An 18,197-nucleotide genomic window follows, 5' to 3' on the forward strand; every position below is an offset into this window, starting at 1 on the left:
TGGACGAAGAGTACGCAGGGATGAATTCGATAACAGGTCAAGATAAAAAAGTTCACGAAATATTCTCTAAGGAGAATAAATTCAATATTCCTGAGTATCAAAGGCCTTATTCTTGGGGTGTTGATCAGTGCGATGAGCTATTGGGAGATCTGATTGGTTTTCAAAAAGAAGAAGAGTCTGATGATTACTTTCTTGGTAGTATAGTTGTTGCCAAAAGCCCTGGAGATAATTTTACTTTTGATGTTGTTGATGGGCAGCAGCGACTCACCACTTTGACTATCTTGCTCTCTGTTATTTCTCATTGCCTGCGTGGTGCAGAAGGAGAAGGTGCGTTTGAAAAGTATATTGCCCCTTCTGATGTGTCGTTGAATATACCTCCGCAGCCTAAGCTTTACCTCAGGAAGAATGACAGAGATTTCTTTAAAAAATTTATTCAAGATCCAGGTGGTATCGAAGGGATAAGGTCTGTCAAGGAATCCAGTTTGAAGGATTCTCAGTTTAATATTTACAAGAACGCAAGGTTTTTTTTGACCCGGCTTGAGGGCGTGAGCTCAAAGGAAATATTAGAGTTCGGTCGCTTTGTTGTTGCCAGATGTGTGGTTGTTTTTGTGACAACTCAAGGAATCGAAACTGCATATCGTATCTTTTCAGTTATGAATGACCGAGGCCTTGACCTTCAAGCATGCGACCTTCTGAAAGCGGAAATAATAAGCAAGATAGAAAATTCGGAAGAAAGAACAGGCTACAATGAGATGTGGGAAGAGATGGAGGAGCGACTGGGTCGCGATTCATTCAATTCACTATTCCCATATGTGAGAATGATTAAAGCAAAGTCCAAAGCTAGAAGATCTACCGTAGAGGAGTTTAGGCGAGAGGTTGTTAAGGGGTGTGATCCGAAGAGTGTAGTTAATGATACTCTTCTTCCTTATAGCGAAGCGCTGACTATAATCAGCCACCAATGCTATCAAGATGGAGGGACCGAAGAAGAGAAAAAGATAAACCAGTTGCTGACTTGGTTAGGGCGGCTAAATAACTCGGACTGGGTGCCAGTTGCTATGGAGCTGGTAAGGATATTTGAAAGTGATCCCAAGATATTGCTTTCACACTTGGAAAAGCTGGAGCGCTTGGCGGCAGCAATCCTTATTCGTGGCAGCTATGTCAACTCTCGAATAAAGCGATACTCCAGAGTGCTTGCAGCGATAGAGGCCCGAGAGGATCTGCTTCAGGCTGGATCCGCGCTGGACATTGCTGAGGAGACTCAGCTTGAGGTTCTCAAGTACCTTAACGGTGATATTTACTGGTATGCAGGTCCGATAAAAAGCTATGTGATGCTTCGCCTGGATTCATTCTTATCTGGCGAGGGCGTGGATTATGAGCATAGCGTCACGACAATTGAGCATGTGCTGCCACAAAATCCTAAAAATGAATCGGTATGGAACAAAGACTGGTCAGAAGAAGAGCGTGTGAAATGGACGCATCGGCTTGGTAACCTGGTGCTTCTTTCCAGGAAGAAGAATCCTCAGGCTTCCAATCATGACTTCAAGAAAAAGAAAGAGGTTTATTTCAAAACCGATAAAGGAGTTTCTCCCTATGCATGCACTACTCAAGTTTTGAACCATGAAAACTGGACGCCAAAAGAAGTTCAGGAGCGACAGAAGGACATACTTAAGGTTTTGGCGAGCAATTGGAGCTTGAAGGGACTCGAGCTCGTTGAGGTTTAATGATTGGAGGTGGGCATGACATTACGTGACTTTTCTTGGGAGCCGAGCTATGCCACTTCCGATATTCGTGAGGATGGTAAGCTGGTCGATGTGCTGCATGACTTCTATATCCCGGCGCTAAGGCGGGCGACCCGCTATGACCGTGTCGCCGGCTATTTCACGTCCTCTTCGCTTGCAGCGGCATCACAAGGGTTTTCACGTTTTGTCGAGAACAGTGGTGTGGCGCGCTTCGTGGTAGGCATGCAGCTCGACCCCGAAGATGCCGCCGCGATTCTGCAAGGCGATGAGCAGCGTGCGAGTCAAGTGATGCTGGCTGAGCTCGAGTCTTCCCAGCAATGGCCCACCGCATTACGCCATGGCGTCGAACTGTTGGCGTGGATGGTGGCTAATGGCCATCTGACCATTCGGGTGGGTCTGCGTGTACATGCTCAGGATGGTACCCCACAACCCATGGACTTTGCCCAGGATGGTTACCTGCATGAGAAGTGGGCGATCATTGGCGATGGCCAAGATGAGCTATTCATTTCGGGCTCGTTGAACGAATCCCGAACGGCGCTTGCCATCAATGCCGAAAACATTACCGTCCAGCCCTCGTGGGAAGAGTGGAATCGCAAGCTCTTCGCACAAAAGCATCGCAGTTTTCTCGCTCTCTGGGAGGGGAAGCATCCTGCCATCAAGACGTTCTCCCTACCCGAGGCGGTCAAGGCCGAGTTGGTAAAAATCGCCAGTCGCACCAGTGGGCTGTTTGAGATCGATGGCACGCCCATGTCGCGGAGTCCACACCAAGTCCGTGAGAAAGACGAGCTAAAGCCCAGCCTGTCCGAGCGCCTTAGTTTTGCTTTGATCCGCCTGGCGCCATTGCTCCCTGGTGGCGAGCGAATTGGGATTGAGACCACGCCTATCGAGCCCTGGCCTCATCAGCGCTTCGTGGCCAGCCGCTTGTTGGACACCTATCCGCGCAATCATCTGCTCTGTGATGAGGTGGGTCTTGGCAAAACCATTGAGGCGGGTCTGGCTTTTCGTTCCCTTTGGCTCAGTGGCCGTGCCAGCTCAATACGGGTGTTTGCCCCGGCCTCGTTGACCTCGCAGTGGCTGGTTGAGATGGCCGAGAAGTTCTTCCTGCCCTTCGTGAGGCGCACGTCTCGCAAGGGGCGCTGGGAGCGTCTTGACATGCTCAGCGGCGAGCCCATCCAGGGCGATGGACAGATGTTCGATGCCCCGCTGGAGATCGTCTCTACTGGTTTGGTTATCAACCGCCATGGAGGCCGATTGCTGTCGAGCTTGCCAGAGACGGATCTGGTGCTGGTGGATGAGGCCCACAAGGCCAGGCGCCAGACGCCCGATAACCAGACCACCATGCCTCGCTTCAATAAGCTCTATCAGGAGCTGCAGAGCTCGCTGTATGGCAAGTCACGGACCCTGCTGCTGGCTACGGCGACACCGATGCAGCTCAATCGGGTCGAGGCCTTTGATCTGCTTAAGCTGATGCCCTCTGCAGGCGCCGTACAGTTCTCCGAAGACCTATGCGAGATCTTCTACCGGGTCCGGGACAAGCTGCTGAACAACGATCCCATGGCGGACTACGAAAGCGAGTGGCTACGCCGCTACCTGAACAATGTCCGTGCGTCATCGCCCGAGCAGTGGCAGTTCGTGCATGAGCATGTGCTCTCTACCTTTGGTAAGAGCGGTTTGGATGACTTTGTCGAGCGCTGGGTTGAGCCCATCTTTGGCTGGGATGAGGTGCAACCGGCGCTGAGCCTGCTGGCACCGCTGGGCCGCAGCATGCTTCGCCACACCCGCTCGCTGCTGCGCGCTTATCAGCGGGAAGGTCTGCTGAATGCCAACCTGGCATGGAGAGAAGTCCACCCGGGTATCATCCCCCTGGCTGGGGTGGAGCGTGAGGTCTATGACGAGCTACAGGCTTACTGTGCCGAACTGGCCAGCCATATGGCCGCCAACATGGAAGAGGGTCAACAGAGAGCGGCTATCGGTTTCTACCTCAGCTTCCTGCGCCTCCGTTATTCGTCCTCTTTCCATGCACTGCGATGTTCTCTCGAGAGGCGCCTGGTAAAAATTCAGCAAACCCTGGATCACAAGGCTCAGCAGCTCACCAATAATGATGCCGATCGGGAAGAGTTGGAAGAGCTAGGTGATGAAGAGGTCGAAGGGTTGATCCTCAAGCATCGCACCGAAAGTGATCTGACGTGGGAGCAGGGCGCTGTAGCCCGTTTGATTTCCACAATGGACCGGCTCCCGACGACGCCGTCTAAGATGCAGCAGTTACTGAAGGACATCGAAAAGCGACGAACCAATGGCACCGACCGTGTACGGCAGTTGGTACTGTTTACACGTTACGCCGACACCATGAACTACCTTCATGATGAGTTGAGGCGGCTACTCCCTGGGTGTCCAATCGGTACCTTCTCCGGAGCTGGTGGTACCCTGCGCCGTGCTGGTGAATACCATCCTGAAAGGCTTGATCGCACGACGATCAAGCAACGTTTCGTCGCTGGCAAAATCGACATCCTGTTATGTACAGATGCGGCAGCAGAAGGTTTGAACCTGCAGAGCGCTGACCTGCTGATCAACTTCGATTTACCCTGGAACCCGATGATGCTGGAGCAGCGCATCGGCCGCATCGATCGTATCGGCCAGCATCACGAGCACATCCACGTGCTTAACTACCTCTATCAGGATAGCGTGGAAGAGGTGGTGTACTCGCGCTTGGTCAGGCGTTTCCGTGAGGCACTTACTGTATCCGGCGAGCTGCAATTCTCGCTTCTTCCCATCCAGCCAGAGGATTTCGAGGATTACGCCAAGGCAGAAGGTGAGGAAGGCAAGATCGACGAAGAGGAGCTGATTCGCCGAGCCCAGCGGCATGCGGAGCGCATCAAGGAGCGACAACAGCTCACTGAGTTCAAGGCGGAAGAGCAGAAGGCGGCTTATGAACATCTCGAGGCCCAGCGTCGTGCAGAGCCGATGCCGGCGACTCTGGAGGATATCTGGCGGGCCATTAGCGAGAGTCAGTATCTCAGGGCTCTGGGAGGCGGCATCGAAAGCTTCAAGCATGGGGATGCTTACCGGGTGGTCGACGTCCCCGGGTTACCTAAGGAAGTGTTGCTGACGACCTCTCGGGAGCTCTATGAGCATGGCCTTGGAGAGTCTGATCATCGCAGACTGCACTTTGCGACCTATGGCGACCCTGTCTTTGAGAAGCTGCTGGATTACATGCTGCAACCGCTGGAAGCGGTGCAAGCCGCATGGCAGTCGCGCAAACCACTGGGATCCGTGCGCGTAGCTGACTATGACCTGAAAACCTTCGAGGAAGCCTTTGGCGTTAAAATTGGTGAAGAATCTGATATTGAGCTGGTAGAGCGCTCCCTCCCGTTAGCGAAACGACAAGATGACCGGATTGGGCGTCAGCAGAAGGTCATGCTGGATACCGTATCCGCCAGCCTTGCCGAGCTGAAGTTAAAACCCAACCCCGAGACAGCTAATAACCAGATTGCTGAGATTGATCGGTTCCGATCTGATGTCAACAACCGACATGGACAACGAGTGCATCTGAAGTTTGATGCGCCGGATCGCAGTGGAATGCTGGCGTTGAAGGATAAGCTTCTGTGGCCAGTGTTGCAAAAGAAAGATGGGCTAACAGTCGATGCGGATCCTCTGCTGTTAAGTGCAGCTAGAGATGTCATATTCAGGCAGCTTGGGGATATGAAAAGAGACAGTCGGACTAGCCATGATGTGGCTAGGCGTTTAGATGACGGCGCAAAACAGCTCTTGTCGAGATGAGCAGGGGAGGGGATGTGAGCGAGACGTTACAGGATGAAGTTGCTGATATCAGTGAAGCCCAGAGTCTTCGTGAGCTGGACGACCAGCTGACTGCCGTTATGGCGGCTCGCCATGTGCAGGAATTCATCCATGGTGACCGCCTTTCCTTGATTGTACAGCGCGCTCAGGCGCTTTGTGAGTTGAATAGTGCTGAGGAGAGGCTGTTGTTGGCCTCGGTGCTGGGACGCCTTGCTGCCGTAGCGCGAGGCCGAAGCGGCGAGGTGTTTGAAGGTTTTCAGCACTTCATGACGGAACCACCGGCTTCACTGGCAGTGCTACAGGATGGTGACGAGAAGGCCTATGCTGCCTTGGCATTAGCCAACTTGGGAGAGCTCAGCCCTGCCTGGTTGAGTGACTACGTCATTCGTGAGGCCTTCGCCCTGGATGCCGCCGAGAATGCCAGGAAGGCACTTCTGATCATTCTAAGGGATCATTCTGATGACTATCTGGCGATATTGAACAGCCTGGCTCAGGGCTTTGATGGCCTGCAGATCGAGGCACCGGATGCACGGCTGAGAAGAGTCAAGCGGGTGCTCGAGGCCTGGAAGGAAGTAGCTCAAGACCACTTCTGGGCGCTTGAGGCAAACCCAGGGGAAGCCATCTCCCGTGTCGTTAAGGCGGCCATGCGCAAAGTGACTGGAGCCAAGGAAGAAGCACTCGCAAATGAAGTTGGTGACCTGCTCTTCGAACTGCTGCTGCGCGTGGTACAGCTTCGGTTCTCCTATGCGCTGGAGTCGGCTACCTATGCGCCTCTGGCTACCCTGAAGGCGCATCTGGGAACTCGTTTATGGACATATCTGCGTGGTCACTCCGCCGTCAAGCCCCGGGTGCTCTCCTGCTTGCGCGAGGCGTGTCTCGTACTTGCACGCCAGGGGCAGACTGACATGGCCATGCTCGATGCCATGAAGGTGATGTATGCCACTCGTACCAGTATGGGCAATGACCTGCGGCGCCACTTCGAGGGCCATCACGAGTTGGATTCCGAAGTGGCGGAGTGGTGGACCTCAGGGGGCACTAAGCGAGCCTCCAACGCTAAGAAGGAAAAATCGCTAAAGTCCGATGAGGACATGCTGATCGGCCAGCTGTTGCTGGAAGGTGAAAGCGCCCGGCGCCCGCTGGACAATGTGCGAACCAATCTGCTGCCACTGATCGAGGAGTTCGTTCATGATCCTGTGGTGACCGCTTCACTGCGCAAGGGGCTTGGTGGCTTCGTGGAGCTTTCCACAGTCCTGCGTCAGCTATGCCGCATGCGACGCTTGGAACTGTCTGGGCTTGAGGGAGAAATCATCACCTACAACCGCACCCGACATGAAATGGTTAGCGGGCATCAGCCGGGGGTAACGAAAGTCAGAGTGGTACGTGATCAGGTCGTGCAAAAACTCTATGGTCGTGAAAGAGTTTTGGTGAAAGCGTTAGTTGAGCCGGTATAGTCAGCAGGCGACTAAAAATATAAGGGAACGGAGGGGGAATGGACAACAACAAGGCAAAGTGGCTGCTGGAGAATTTGCTCTTTCGTTTGGCTGATCGGGACGACGGAAAGCAGGAGCTACCTGGCATTATTACCGAAGCGGAACAGCAGGCATTATCAGCAGCTATCGGTGCATTGAGTACACCACCTCAGACGACACCGGAAGAGCCCACCGATACACTCTCTTTGCGTGCAAGGGCGCCGGTAGCCAGTATTGTTGCTGAGAAGTATAGCAGTGGCGATAGCGATGCCTTAGCGGATGAAGCGCAGGAAGCTGCCGTAGAATCGGAGCCAGTCGATGGTGACGTTGAGATCGAAGAGCCACTAGAGTCGAAAGATGATGAAATTGAGATCAGCTTGCCTAGCTTCGCTGATGAGCCTGTATCGCCGGACTTCAGGCTTTGCATAGACTTTGGCACGGCTATGTCCAAGGTAACCCTGGTACACGATGGCGCGGGAAAGGACGGAGGCGACGAGATCCGGGTGCTTGAGCTTGGCGAAGTCGCTGGTCAGGACCCTTCCGACGGCCCTCTAGAGCTGTTGATTTCCTCCGTCTACATTAGCAACGATGGCTATGTTTACTTTGGCAAGGATGCTCTGGAGGTCTCCGAGCAAGAAGCCGGTGACGGCAACCGTCAGCGTATCGATAACATGAAACGTTTTCTCTCCGAAGACGGTATCGATCAGGTTCTTTCAGATGAGTTCAATCCGACCAGTGTCGAGATTGACTATCGAGATATCGTTCTATTTTACCTTGTCTACCTGACATGGGTGATCAACCAATGCTCGGATGAGCTGGGTTACGAGAAGGCGATCTGCCGGCGGTTCGCTATGCCATGCTTCGAGGTTGGCAAGGCACGACAGTATTCGAGCATGCTCTCCCGCATGCTGGGGGATGCTCAGGTGGTAGCTGATTTAGTGGCTGAGGAGATCAGCGAAGGCATTGCTCTGGATAAACTCAAGCTTATTTGTGATAAAGTTCAGGAAAAGAACTTTGAATACTCCTTTGTTGGAAGCCCCGTCACAGAACCTCTCGGCGTTGCGTCTGCACTGGTTAGTGAGGATGGTGCCGCAAATAATCTATCCATGGTTATCGATATCGGTGCTGGCACTACTGATATTAGTCTTTTCCGTATTCGCGTGGATTCCAATGAGAGTGTTTATGTTGCCAATCAGGTCCCCGGCGCTGCACGCGGTCTGACTATGGCCGGAAATTACATCGATCGTGTGCTGGTGCAGAAAATTCTTTCGTCAGCCGGGATAACCTACCAGTCAGACAATTATCGTCGTATCAGAAATGATCTCGAACGCAAGATCAGAGTGTATAAAGAAGAGCTGTTTGAAACCGGAAGTATCGATGTGCCGCTTCCAAACGGTGAAGTCATCGAGGTGATGCTTGAGGAGCTGCTTCAATCTCAATCTATCCATGAATTTCAGAAAGAGCTTCGCAACAAGATCGTAGAGGTGCTTGAGGAAGTTGATGATTTTATTCTCAGGACTGCTCCGCGTAAAGAGTTGGTTTTGGTGCTGACGGGAGGCGGTGCATCGCTTCCGTTTGTGCGAAGCATGGTGGGAGAAAATATCGAAGCCAGAAATATTTCACTTAAAACTGTTAAATCGCATGATTTCCCTGAATGGCTGGAGGAAGATCATGCGGATCTAGAGAATATTTTTCCTAGGATAGCTGTTTCACTTGGTGGTGCCAGAGAAAATGTCATTGTCCCGTATGATCAGCAAAATATGGAGCTTGCTGACGCCTAATCGGAGTACTTCACGCCAGGCAGCAAGCCAGGCGTGAAGTACTCCTGTTATGTCACTCTGCTTGCGAGAGAACCCTCCTTGCTGTCTCGATGATTTCCTTTCGCCAGCACTCAGGTTCGAGCACCTCAACGTTGGCGCCCATGCCCATCAGCCACCACAAGGTCTGCTGATCGTCAGGCACCAGGGCCTTTAATCGCTTCCAGTCGCTGCCTGGAAGAAGTGCAAGGTTCTGCTCGACGGACAGGGGTGTCTCGGTGAGCAGCCAGGCTACCTGAGGCGCCACGTTGGCGACCAGTGTCACGTCTTCTGGGCTCTGCCGGTAGCCGAGGGCTCTGAGAGTACTCGGAAATGGTTGGCATCATGCATCAAGTGATAAGCACGTTTCCATGCACCCAGTGTGGCCTTTGTTGCCAGCATGTCAATTTGGCGAACGAGACTAAGCCCCTTGATCGGGGAGATGGTACTTGCAGGCATTACAGTGATGCTGATAGGAGGTGTACCATTTACACTGATCGACCTGACATTTGTCGGGTTGATCGGCAGTATGAGTTGCACTACGCCGAGCAATACAGTTGGAATGAATTTGTCGATTTGAATCTTCAGGTATGCAATCTTTTGTGGGAAGCATCTGAAAGTTAGTTTTTGTATCTAAAAAAATTGGGCCGATGACGATTTCGCCAGAGAGCGCTCTGTCAAAACCTAAGTGTCGATAGCTACATGCAAAAAATGCTTACTCGTCAAGCCAGTGCTGCCCCCGTGGGGGCAGCACTGGCATTATGTCGTGTATCGCTTCCACAGGTATCCCAGCATGTTATGCATTGTTAGTCAGTAATAAAGTCACTCCAGTCCTGCATCATCGAGCGGCGTTTTTCGAACAGGTCACCTCGGCGGTAGGCAGCTTCCACCTTGTTCTCGATGGTGTGGGCCAGTGCCATTTCGGCGACATCCCGCGGATAGCTGGAAACCTCACCTGACCAGTCACGAAAGCTCGAGCGGAAGCCGTGGGGTACGTAGTCGCCACGCTTGCCACCGACGCCATACCCCATGCCGCGCATCAGTTGCAGCATTGCCATGTTCGACAGGGGTCTGCCGAGCCGTGCCCCAGGGAATACGTATGGATTACCCTGCACCCGCGGCAGGTCGGAAAGCAGTGAGACAGCCTGGGTAGATAGCGGAACTCTATGCTCCCGGCGCGCTTTCATGCGCTCTGCTGGTATTGTCCAGGTTGTGTTCTCAAGGTCGATTTCCGGCCACTCCGTCCGCAGGACTTCCGAAGTCCTCGTCGCTGTCAGGATCAGGAACTGCAGCGCCTTGGAGGAAATGCTGGTATAGCCCTGAAGCTCGGCCATGAAGGCAGCAACTTCATCGTATGGCATAGCCGGGTGGTGGCTGACCCTCTTGACCCGGGAGGGCTTGGCCAGCAGCTTGTCCAAGTGGCCGCGCCATCGCGCCGGATTGGCTTCATCGCGGTACTTGTGAGCTGAGGCATAGTCCAGGACGTTTTCGATTCGCCCCTGTACCCGCTTCGCTGTTTCTGTCTTCGACGTCCAGATAGGATTGAGAATCGATACGATATCTTGGGTATCGATCTCGTCCACCGGCATATTGCCAATTACCGGGCGAGCGTATGTCTTCAGCGTGCTGACCCACTGTCGAGCGTGCTTCGCATTGCGCCAACTGCGCCGGTGGGATTGGATGTACCTAGCAGCGCAACTCGTGAAGGTTGGCGTAGAGGTCTCTTGCTGTTCTGCATCTCGTGCCTGAATCGGGTCGGCTCCGTCCTTGGCGAGACGACGGTAATGCTCAGCCTTGCGACGAGCATCAGCCAGGCCGGTGTCAGGGAAGCTTCCCAGCCCCATCTCACGGCGCTTGCCCTTCAGCGTGAATCGGAGCACCCACTTCTTTGCCCCGCCCCCTGAGACCACCAGACGAAGTCCGCCGCCATCCTCATGCTTGCCAGGCCCCGCGGTTGCGACCTTGCGCGGACTGAGCTTGTGTATTGCCATCGATGCCCTGCCTCCATGGAAGGGGAAAGTCCCCCAAATGGTCCCCCAGGTTGATTGGATTAAGGTAGACCTTGTTGGACTTTGTGGCAATACAACTATCTGATTTAATGTGAGTATGTGGAGCTTTCAGGACATCGTGGGAAGCTAAAACAACGGACTCCCTCTCCGCCACGAAATATAGAAGGGGAATCAACACTTATGTTGATTCCCCTTCGTCGTTTCTGGGCTTTGGGAGCGGTTTTGGGAACATTCTGGTGAGATCTCCGTGAAACAAGGTTGGCTGGAAACTTCATCGAGTTCACAGTGTTAATTTCGATGGAAGGGTCGAGACAGACGGTACTCATACAGCTCTTGATCCGTCTATACTCGGGAGAAAGTCACCCCACCAGGCTGCCCATGACCGTCGATTTGCAGGCGCTTTACCCCAAGCTGATTCACCTGATGCTCGATACCGTGTTCGTGGTAGATGCAGAGCATCGCATTCTATTCGTCAGTGATGCCTGCGAGTCGCTATTGGGGTATCGCGCTGATGAGCTGATAGGCACCCTAATTACCCGCTATATGCACCCAGAAGATGTGGCGATGACGCATGCTTCCATCAAGCGAGTAATGAATGGACAGCCTCATCTCGATTTTCGTAACCGCTACCTGCACAAGAGTGGCAGCGTGGTGCATATATTATGGTCTGCGCGCTGGTCCGAGGAGGAGCAGGTGCGTATTGGCGTCGCACGCGACATCACCCCCCAAGTTCAAGCGGAAGAGGAGTTGCGTTTTCTCGCACACCACGACCCGTTGACGAAGCTGACCAATCGCTCGCTGTTTTATGACCGCCTAGCCTCGGCGTTGACTACCGCTAGGCGTTATCAAGCCCGTTTGGCTCTTCTATTCTTGGATGTGAATGACTTTAAAAGTATCAACGATGTGCACGGTCATGCGGCAGGAGACGCCGTGCTGTGTGAGATAGCCCGCCGCTTGAGTAGCTGTGTTCGTGATACCGACACGGTGGCACGCATGGGTGGGGATGAATTCACGGTACTCTTGACCGATCTTCACTCCAAAGAAGCCGCGATGGAAAAAGCGGCTCAACTGCTTGACGAGTTATCCTCGAACGAGAGTGTGAGTACACTCTGCATGGGTATGCCGTCTTGCAGCGTGGGTGTGGCCGTCTATCCCGAAGACGGCCAAGATGCCAACACACTGCTTCGCCATGCCGATGTCAACATGTACCGGATGAAAAAACAGCGTGTTCGTGCATACTCCGGTGCGTCAAAACGGTAGGCCACCGCTAAAACCAAAGATCACCACGGCAACCACGACAACGACGACCACGATAGTAGTAGTAGATGGCATGCTCTCGTCCTCTGAGAAATAAGTGAGTCTACAGCCTAGTCGCTAGCAAAAGATTTTGCACATCGCTATTGCTCAAGGCTCAGCGCTGCGCCAAGGCTAGAGAAGTAGTGGTTAAATGCGCGGTTGATCGCTGCGCGTTGCTCACCTACCGGGTACAAGCCGCGTTCGGCGTCAGGAGAGCACTGGGTGCCTTTGACTAAAAAGTGGTTTTTGATCGGAGCATCTTGAACGAAAGCTTCGAAAGCGCGAGCGCACATCTCTTCGGGTTTGCTGTAGTAAAGCTGCCCCAGCGCTTTGTCCATTGCGGCAGCGTTAAAAAACAGCGCGCTAGGCTGCTGGCCGTCCGGTTGAAGTAAGATGGCCCGGAAACAGGCGAGTAATCGCTGGTTGAGGGGGTGGCGAATGGGCGCGGCATTGGTCAACCAGGCGGCTGAGGCGAAGGCGTTACTAGGCAGGTCTTGAAAACATTTGGGGGCAATGAAGTGGTCGAATGCGTGAAACCACTCATGAGCGATGCTGCCGGGGCCAGCGTTTTTGGCAAGCGCAAAGCTACGCTGGCTGGGATCATAGTGTGCCGACACGCCAGGACGTCCACCGGTGCCGTACTGCAGCGCTAGTGCGCCTCTAAGTGAAATCAGCGTTTCGTTGCCTTGTAAAATGAGCATGAGGTCGCAGAGCGCATCATGAAACAGGGCTGCCGCTCGATCGCGCTCTTCACGCGTTACCCAGCGGCCAATTTCGATAGAGCGGAAGTCAAATTGGCGGCGAATTGCGCCAAAGCTACTGGCGGAGTCTGCGCGATGTGTAGGGCCGTTCCGAAAAAATGGTCGTTCATGAAAGCTCACGTATCACCTATGTCGGTGGAAATCATAGCGTTAGCTACCTTTCGCCCATGAAAAAGCGCCCTCAAAACTGAGGACGCTTTTTTAAGCACCGATGCTTCTAGTACCTTGCCTTCCATGGTCATCGCTTAGCGCTTCCTTGGCTAGCTCCTTCCGTGGCTTTGCATGGCTCTTCCTGAGCACGCTCTCTTTCCATGAGCTGGGTGTCGCTATTCCTTAGCGTACATTCCTTTGTGCCGCGGTATCCCTGCCGCCGACCCTTCAAACTATAGGTTAGGGATAAATAATGTACAAGATTAAATTGTATATTTATTGTACCTGAATGGTACGAAATGATGATTTATGTCGTTTAATTTATATAAAACAAAGAGTTACTTTTCGTTTGTTCGCGATGGTTTTGCTATACAATATCAGGAGGTAGGGCTTGTAAGCCTCGATGAGCGCCCCAACGTAGCCCTAGGAGTGCAAATGCTATCCCATGCGTGACCAATAGGAGCATCGAGATGAGTAAGCGTATTCTAATGGTGTTGACCTCGCACGATCAGCTAGGTGATACAGGAGAGAAAACCGGCTTTTGGCTGGAAGAGCTGGCGGCACCTTACTACGTCTTCAAAGACGCGGGCGCTGAAATAACGCTTGCCTCACCTAAAGGTGGGCAACCGCCGCTGGACCCCAAAAGCGATGCGGAAGAGAGCCAAACCGACGACACCCGACGCTTTCAGCAAGACGAGACAGCTAAAGTCGAATTGGCGAATACGCATCGCCTGAGCGACATGAGCGCAGACGATTTCGACGCGGTGTTTTACCCTGGTGGCCATGGGCCGTTATGGGATTTGGTGGACGATGAAGACTCTATCCATTTGATCGAAACTTTTATCGCCCAAGGTAAACCGGTGGCGTCAGTATGCCACGCACCTATCGTGCTGGTGAATGCCAAAGACGTAAGCGGCGAGCCGCTGGTGAAAGGTCGTCAAGTGACCGGTTTTACTAATGGTGAAGAAGAGGCGGTGGGTCTCACTAATGTCGTACCGCATTTAGTAGAAGATGCGCTACAGAAATGTGGCGGTATCTACAGCAAAGCCGATATCTTTACACCCTACGTACGTGAGGACGGTCAGTTGATCACCGGCCAAAACCCGCCCTCTTCTGCTCCTACGGCAGAGGCGCTGATGGCATGGTTCACACGCTAGTACGCTGACGTAATGCCATCGACAAGGCGGGCCTTCGAGCCCGCCTTTTGCGTAGGTAAGCAGCCCATCGGCCGTTAAAGCGTCGCGGTCTCACTCATCGATGAGTGGCCAGCGAAGCGTGGGACGTTTTTGATGCCGACCTGCGTAAGCACGCGTAGATGGTGCGCGCACGAAACTAAAAACTTTTCGCGTTTCATATCCCAGGTTAGATAACTCGAGCTTTATAGGGCGCACTGTGTGCACATAACGCAAGGAAGGCGTTACAAGGAAGTGCAAGTAGGGAGTGCTTGCGGCGCACAAGGAAGCATGAACAGGATGTTCGTGATGTAAGATTAGGGAGGACCTGATGAAACCCCGGCCAGCGATGGTCGGGGTTTTTTTTGCGAGCCGCACTTATGTGCTCGAGTTCATCTAAGCCATTAACAGGCGTAGTGATAGAACAGAGCGCTTAGCTGGCTCATGGGGGCCGACACCGACGTTTGGCAACTCAAACAGCGAAGCAGCACGCTGTCCTTACCGGTGCCTTCCAACCGGAACCGATTGAGGTACGATGTGGTGGCGGATTCTGCATTGCCGCAGTGGCGGCACATGATATCCACACCGTGGACGGTCGAACTGATCATGATATGTCTCACGCTGACCTCCTACCGCTAGGGAATGAGTGGGTTCAGGCGTGGTAACGTCCGTGTAGAGAAACATCACGATGGATGCAGAAAAAGTATAGGCGGTCGCCTGGTAAAGCGCTAAGAAAAGCATGCTGCGCGCCTGAAGGGGGCTCGGTATGCCAAAAGGTAAAATTTATCAAAAGTGCGCTATTTTCTATCTCAGGTTAATGTTTTTGACACATAGAAGGTTCAAGGTAAGTAGCAACACAGGGAGAGGTGTTAAGGAGCGAGAGCAAGCATGGAACGCTTGTCAGACCAGGGATGCACGAACAGGAGGTTCGTGAAGAAGGATTACGGAGGAATTACTACTACCCCGGCCAGCAATGGCCGGGGTTTTTTTATAGGGATCAAGCGGATTTTTCGTCATCGTTCTCAGGTTTGGCGCTGCCTTGATGGGTTAGTGGGCTGGCTTGATCGAGACGCGGATGATTATCCAAAAATGCCTGCTTGGGATTGGGCAGGGTATCCAGCGTTTTAATGGTGTGGTGTAGCGCGTGAATTGCCGCCAGCACGTCATGGGTGTTACCGGTTTCCGAAATAGTGTGCATGTTGCGGATTGGGAACCCCATAGACGTTGCTGCGCTATCGATGGAGGCCAGAACGCCAGCCATGCCATCGGTGCCGGTATCCACCCCCACGATATCCCGCTGCATGGGGATGTCTTGCTCTTTGGCAGCGCTGGCAATGATACGGTTGAGCTGTTCACTGGCAATCGAGCCCACCGACAGCGTAAACCCTTTACCCATTTCCAGCGGCTGCATGCGCTTGTCGCCGATGCCAGGGGCGGCCACATAGTCGTGGTTAACGTCCACGCCAATGAGCGCATCGGGCTTGAGCTCACCAGCCAGCACGCGGCTACCGAAACGGCCAATCTCTTCGTAGCTGGCGATGGCAAACATCACGCGCACCTTCTCGGTGCCGCCCGCTTCGGCGATTAGGCGCGCCACTTCGGCGGTGACAAAGCAGCCTAGGCCGTTATCTAAATACGCGCCATAGAACGTATTCGGGCTAAAGCCAGAGCGAATAGGGCGGTTGAAGATAATCGAGTCGCCTGGACGCACGCCTAGGTTCAGTACCTGCTGCTTTTTGTTCTCGCCATGGATTTGCAGGTCAAGATAGATCTGTTCCTTTTTGATCCCTTTGCTGCCATCGCGCTGAGCGGGATCAGAAAAGTGGATAGCGCCGAGTGCTTCTACTGTGCCGCCTTCGATGCTGCGGTAGTGGCCTGGGGCGTTTGGATCTTCGCTGAACAGCGTGACTTCATGGCCGATTAATACGCCGGGCAAGAAAGAGTCGGTGTTGATCCAGACCTTGCCGTCTTCGCCAATCGAACGAACTTGCATACGGATTTTGTCTGCGTGGCCGATGATCATCAACTTGAACATGTCATCGCGGCCCGGATGCGTGTCTAGCACCACGCCTGCGTTGCCTTTGAACTGGTGCAGGTGCCAGTCGCTGGGCGCGAAGCTCTCGAAGTAGGGCTTTAGTACGCCGTAGGTCATCGCGCCTTCCAAGCCCACTGGGCTGGGGGCCGCCAAAATGTCGCGCATCAATTTGAACTGCGCATCGGGCATCGGTTGCGTCCAGGGTTTTGCGGTATCGCTCATCATGCTTACTCACTTCTGAGGGGGTATAAACACACTAGTCTGCCAGATTGTGGCTGGCTGTATAGCGTTCGCCAGTACTTGAAGTTAGTTGATTAAGTATCATTTGGGTCGCTGGTCAATTGCTCATCAGCATGAACGGCTAGGGCACGTCATGCTGGCGGTATCAGTGGCTACTGTCCATGGATACCTGAATGGCAATTTTTATCGATATGAATATTCTTAAAAGTAATTAATTCAACGTATTAGTCAGCGATGACGAGGGCTAACCTTCCGCGGTCTACACAAGGCAACCTTCAGTGTGCTCCTCTATCAGCGTCTCATCCTCAAGTCTGGAACTAACATTTTTTCGCTCAATACACCTCTAGAGGTCCCAATGCGACTTACAACATGTTATTTGCGACTTTTGCGAGCAGATGAGTGTAATAGTCTTGTCTCTAACCGCTCTATTCGTGCCAGTATACGACGACGGAGCAAGACGCCCCCTTGGATGAGTTAGCATTCAGGCATACTGCATCAGGGGAGGCTATGAAACGCCAGGGATACCAAAAAACTCTAATAAAAAAGACGAATGGTTTAAAAAGGTGAGTGAGGGTAGGACCATGACATCACATTCAGTAAAAGACTCGGCCACGACTAACCGTGCGTGCGAACCACAGACCCTTGGCTTTCTGCTGTTGGACAATTTCACCCTGATTTCGCTGGCATCCGCCATCGATCCACTGCGTATGGCCAACCAGTTGGCCGGTCGTGAGCTTTATCGCTGGTACACGCTGACCCAGGATGGCCTGCCGGTGCGTGCCAGTGACGGCTTGCAGGTGACGCCAGACGCTTCCATTCATACGCCGCTGTCGCTCGAGTGGGTCGTCGTGTGTGGCGGAGTGGGCCCGCAGCATAGTGTGACCCGCGAACACCTCCGTTGGCTGCAGGCACAGGCGCGTCAGGTGAAGCGGCTTGGCTCGGTATGCACGGGTAGTTGGGCATTGGGCCAGGCGGGGCTGCTGGATCATTACGAAACCAGCGTGCATTGGGAGTGTTTGCCCTCCATGCAGGAGGCGTTCCCTAATGTGATTCTGACCCCGCACCTGTTCTCTATCGATCGCGATCGGTTCACGGCCTCAGGAGGTACCGCCCCGCTCGATATGATGCTCAACCTGATTGCTCACGACCATGGCAAAGAGCTGTCGGCGGGTATCTCCGAAATGTTCATCTACGAGCGCGTGCGTAACGAGCAGGATCAGCAGCGCGTGCCCCTCAAGCATGTGCTGGGGACGACTCAGCCCAAGCTGTTGGAAATCGTGGCGCTCATGGAAGCCAATCTAGAAGAGCCTATCGAACTAAACGAATTGGCGAGCTACGTAGGCGTCTCACGGCGCCAGTTAGAGCGGCTTTTTCAACGCTATCTGCTCTGTTCACCTTCCCGCTACTATCTCAAGCTGCGGTTGACCCGGGCGAGACAGCTGCTCAAGCAAACGCCGTTGTCGATCATCGAAATTGCGTCGGTCTGCGGCTTCGTCTCTACGCCGCACTTTTCGAAATGCTATCGAGAGTACTTTGGCGTGCCGCCCCGCAACGAGCGCCTGGGTGTCTCCGACCGCCAGGAGAGTCACCCCGATAAATCTGCGTCTCTGATCAAGCGGTGGGGAATCAAGCCTTACAAGAACGAGCCGTTGTCGAGTGCCCAGCAGGCGTTGGCCTACGCTCAGGGGGAGCCCACCTTTGCTAGCGTACCGGTATTGAGCTGATGTGACGTGTG

At 53.4% G+C, this 18,197-nt stretch carries 13 protein-coding genes; 8 read left to right on the top strand and 5 right to left on the bottom strand.

The window, feature by feature from the left end:
• Positions 1–20 precede the first annotated feature (20 nt).
• The 4 genes from GYM47_RS05630 to GYM47_RS05645 are packed head-to-tail and all read left to right on the top strand — an operon-like array spanning position 21 to position 8,784.
• Positions 21–1,721 (top strand): DUF262 domain-containing protein, encoded by a 1,701-nt coding sequence (locus GYM47_RS05630; protein ID WP_153842363.1) that lies wholly within the window; start codon positions 21–23, stop codon positions 1,719–1,721.
• 15 nt (positions 1,722–1,736) lie between these two features.
• A complete protein-coding gene (locus GYM47_RS05635; RefSeq protein ID WP_153842364.1) occupies positions 1,737–5,516 on the top strand; it encodes a helicase-related protein in 3,780 nt (1,259 codons plus the stop codon).
• A gap of 14 nt (positions 5,517–5,530) precedes the next feature.
• On the top strand, positions 5,531–6,985 hold the full coding sequence (locus tag GYM47_RS05640; protein WP_153842365.1) for a hypothetical protein: 1,455 nt from the start codon (positions 5,531–5,533) through the stop codon (positions 6,983–6,985).
• Between the two features lie 38 nt (positions 6,986–7,023).
• Entirely contained in the window at positions 7,024–8,784 is a 1,761-nt protein-coding gene (locus GYM47_RS05645) for an acetate and sugar kinases/Hsc70/actin family protein (RefSeq protein WP_153842366.1), read from the top strand.
• A gap of 52 nt (positions 8,785–8,836) precedes the next feature.
• Here the strand turns inward: GYM47_RS05645 and GYM47_RS05650 are convergent, their stop codons facing one another.
• Positions 8,837–9,085, bottom strand: coding sequence for a WYL domain-containing protein (locus tag GYM47_RS05650; protein ID WP_153842367.1), 249 nt, complete (start codon positions 9,083–9,085; stop codon positions 8,837–8,839).
• A 59-nt stretch (positions 9,086–9,144) separates the two neighbouring features.
• Between GYM47_RS05650 and GYM47_RS18575 the strand changes: the two genes are divergently transcribed.
• Positions 9,145–9,423, top strand: a complete 279-nt coding sequence (locus GYM47_RS18575) for a YkgJ family cysteine cluster protein (protein ID WP_153842368.1) — start codon at positions 9,145–9,147, stop codon at positions 9,421–9,423.
• Positions 9,424–9,605: 182 nt separating this feature from the next.
• Here GYM47_RS18575 and GYM47_RS05660 read toward each other — a convergent pair whose 3' ends face one another.
• Positions 9,606–10,790 carry a tyrosine-type recombinase/integrase gene (locus GYM47_RS05660; RefSeq protein WP_153842369.1) on the bottom strand — a complete coding sequence of 395 codons (1,185 nt, stop codon included), beginning with the start codon at positions 10,788–10,790 and terminating at the stop codon, positions 9,606–9,608.
• 396 nt (positions 10,791–11,186) lie between these two features.
• On the opposite strand from GYM47_RS05660, the gene GYM47_RS05665 reads away from it, so the two are divergent.
• Positions 11,187–12,068, top strand: coding sequence for a GGDEF domain-containing protein (locus GYM47_RS05665; RefSeq protein ID WP_153842370.1), 882 nt, complete (start codon positions 11,187–11,189; stop codon positions 12,066–12,068).
• A 137-nt stretch (positions 12,069–12,205) separates the two neighbouring features.
• Here the strand turns inward: GYM47_RS05665 and GYM47_RS05670 are convergent, their stop codons facing one another.
• Positions 12,206–12,985, bottom strand: coding sequence for a CLCA_X family protein (locus GYM47_RS05670; RefSeq protein ID WP_153842371.1), 780 nt, complete (start codon positions 12,983–12,985; stop codon positions 12,206–12,208).
• A 500-nt stretch (positions 12,986–13,485) separates the two neighbouring features.
• On the opposite strand from GYM47_RS05670, the gene GYM47_RS05675 reads away from it, so the two are divergent.
• Complete coding sequence (locus GYM47_RS05675; protein ID WP_153842372.1) at positions 13,486–14,172, top strand: type 1 glutamine amidotransferase domain-containing protein; 687 nt, start codon at positions 13,486–13,488, stop codon at positions 14,170–14,172.
• Positions 14,173–14,591: 419 nt separating this feature from the next.
• Here the strand turns inward: GYM47_RS05675 and GYM47_RS05680 are convergent, their stop codons facing one another.
• Positions 14,592–14,795, bottom strand: a complete 204-nt coding sequence (locus GYM47_RS05680; protein ID WP_139525505.1) for a hypothetical protein — start codon at positions 14,793–14,795, stop codon at positions 14,592–14,594.
• Between the two features lie 389 nt (positions 14,796–15,184).
• Positions 15,185–16,444, bottom strand: coding sequence for a M20/M25/M40 family metallo-hydrolase (locus GYM47_RS05685; protein ID WP_153842465.1), 1,260 nt, complete (start codon positions 16,442–16,444; stop codon positions 15,185–15,187).
• 599 nt (positions 16,445–17,043) lie between these two features.
• Between GYM47_RS05685 and gbdR the strand changes: the two genes are divergently transcribed.
• Positions 17,044–18,186 carry a choline metabolism transcriptional regulator GbdR gene (gene gbdR, locus GYM47_RS05690; RefSeq protein WP_153842373.1) on the top strand — a complete coding sequence of 381 codons (1,143 nt, stop codon included), beginning with the start codon at positions 17,044–17,046 and terminating at the stop codon, positions 18,184–18,186.
• Positions 18,187–18,197: the final 11 nt, after the last annotated feature.

Source organism: Vreelandella piezotolerans (assembly GCF_012427705.1).
GTDB lineage: Bacteria > Pseudomonadota > Gammaproteobacteria > Pseudomonadales > Halomonadaceae > Vreelandella > Vreelandella piezotolerans.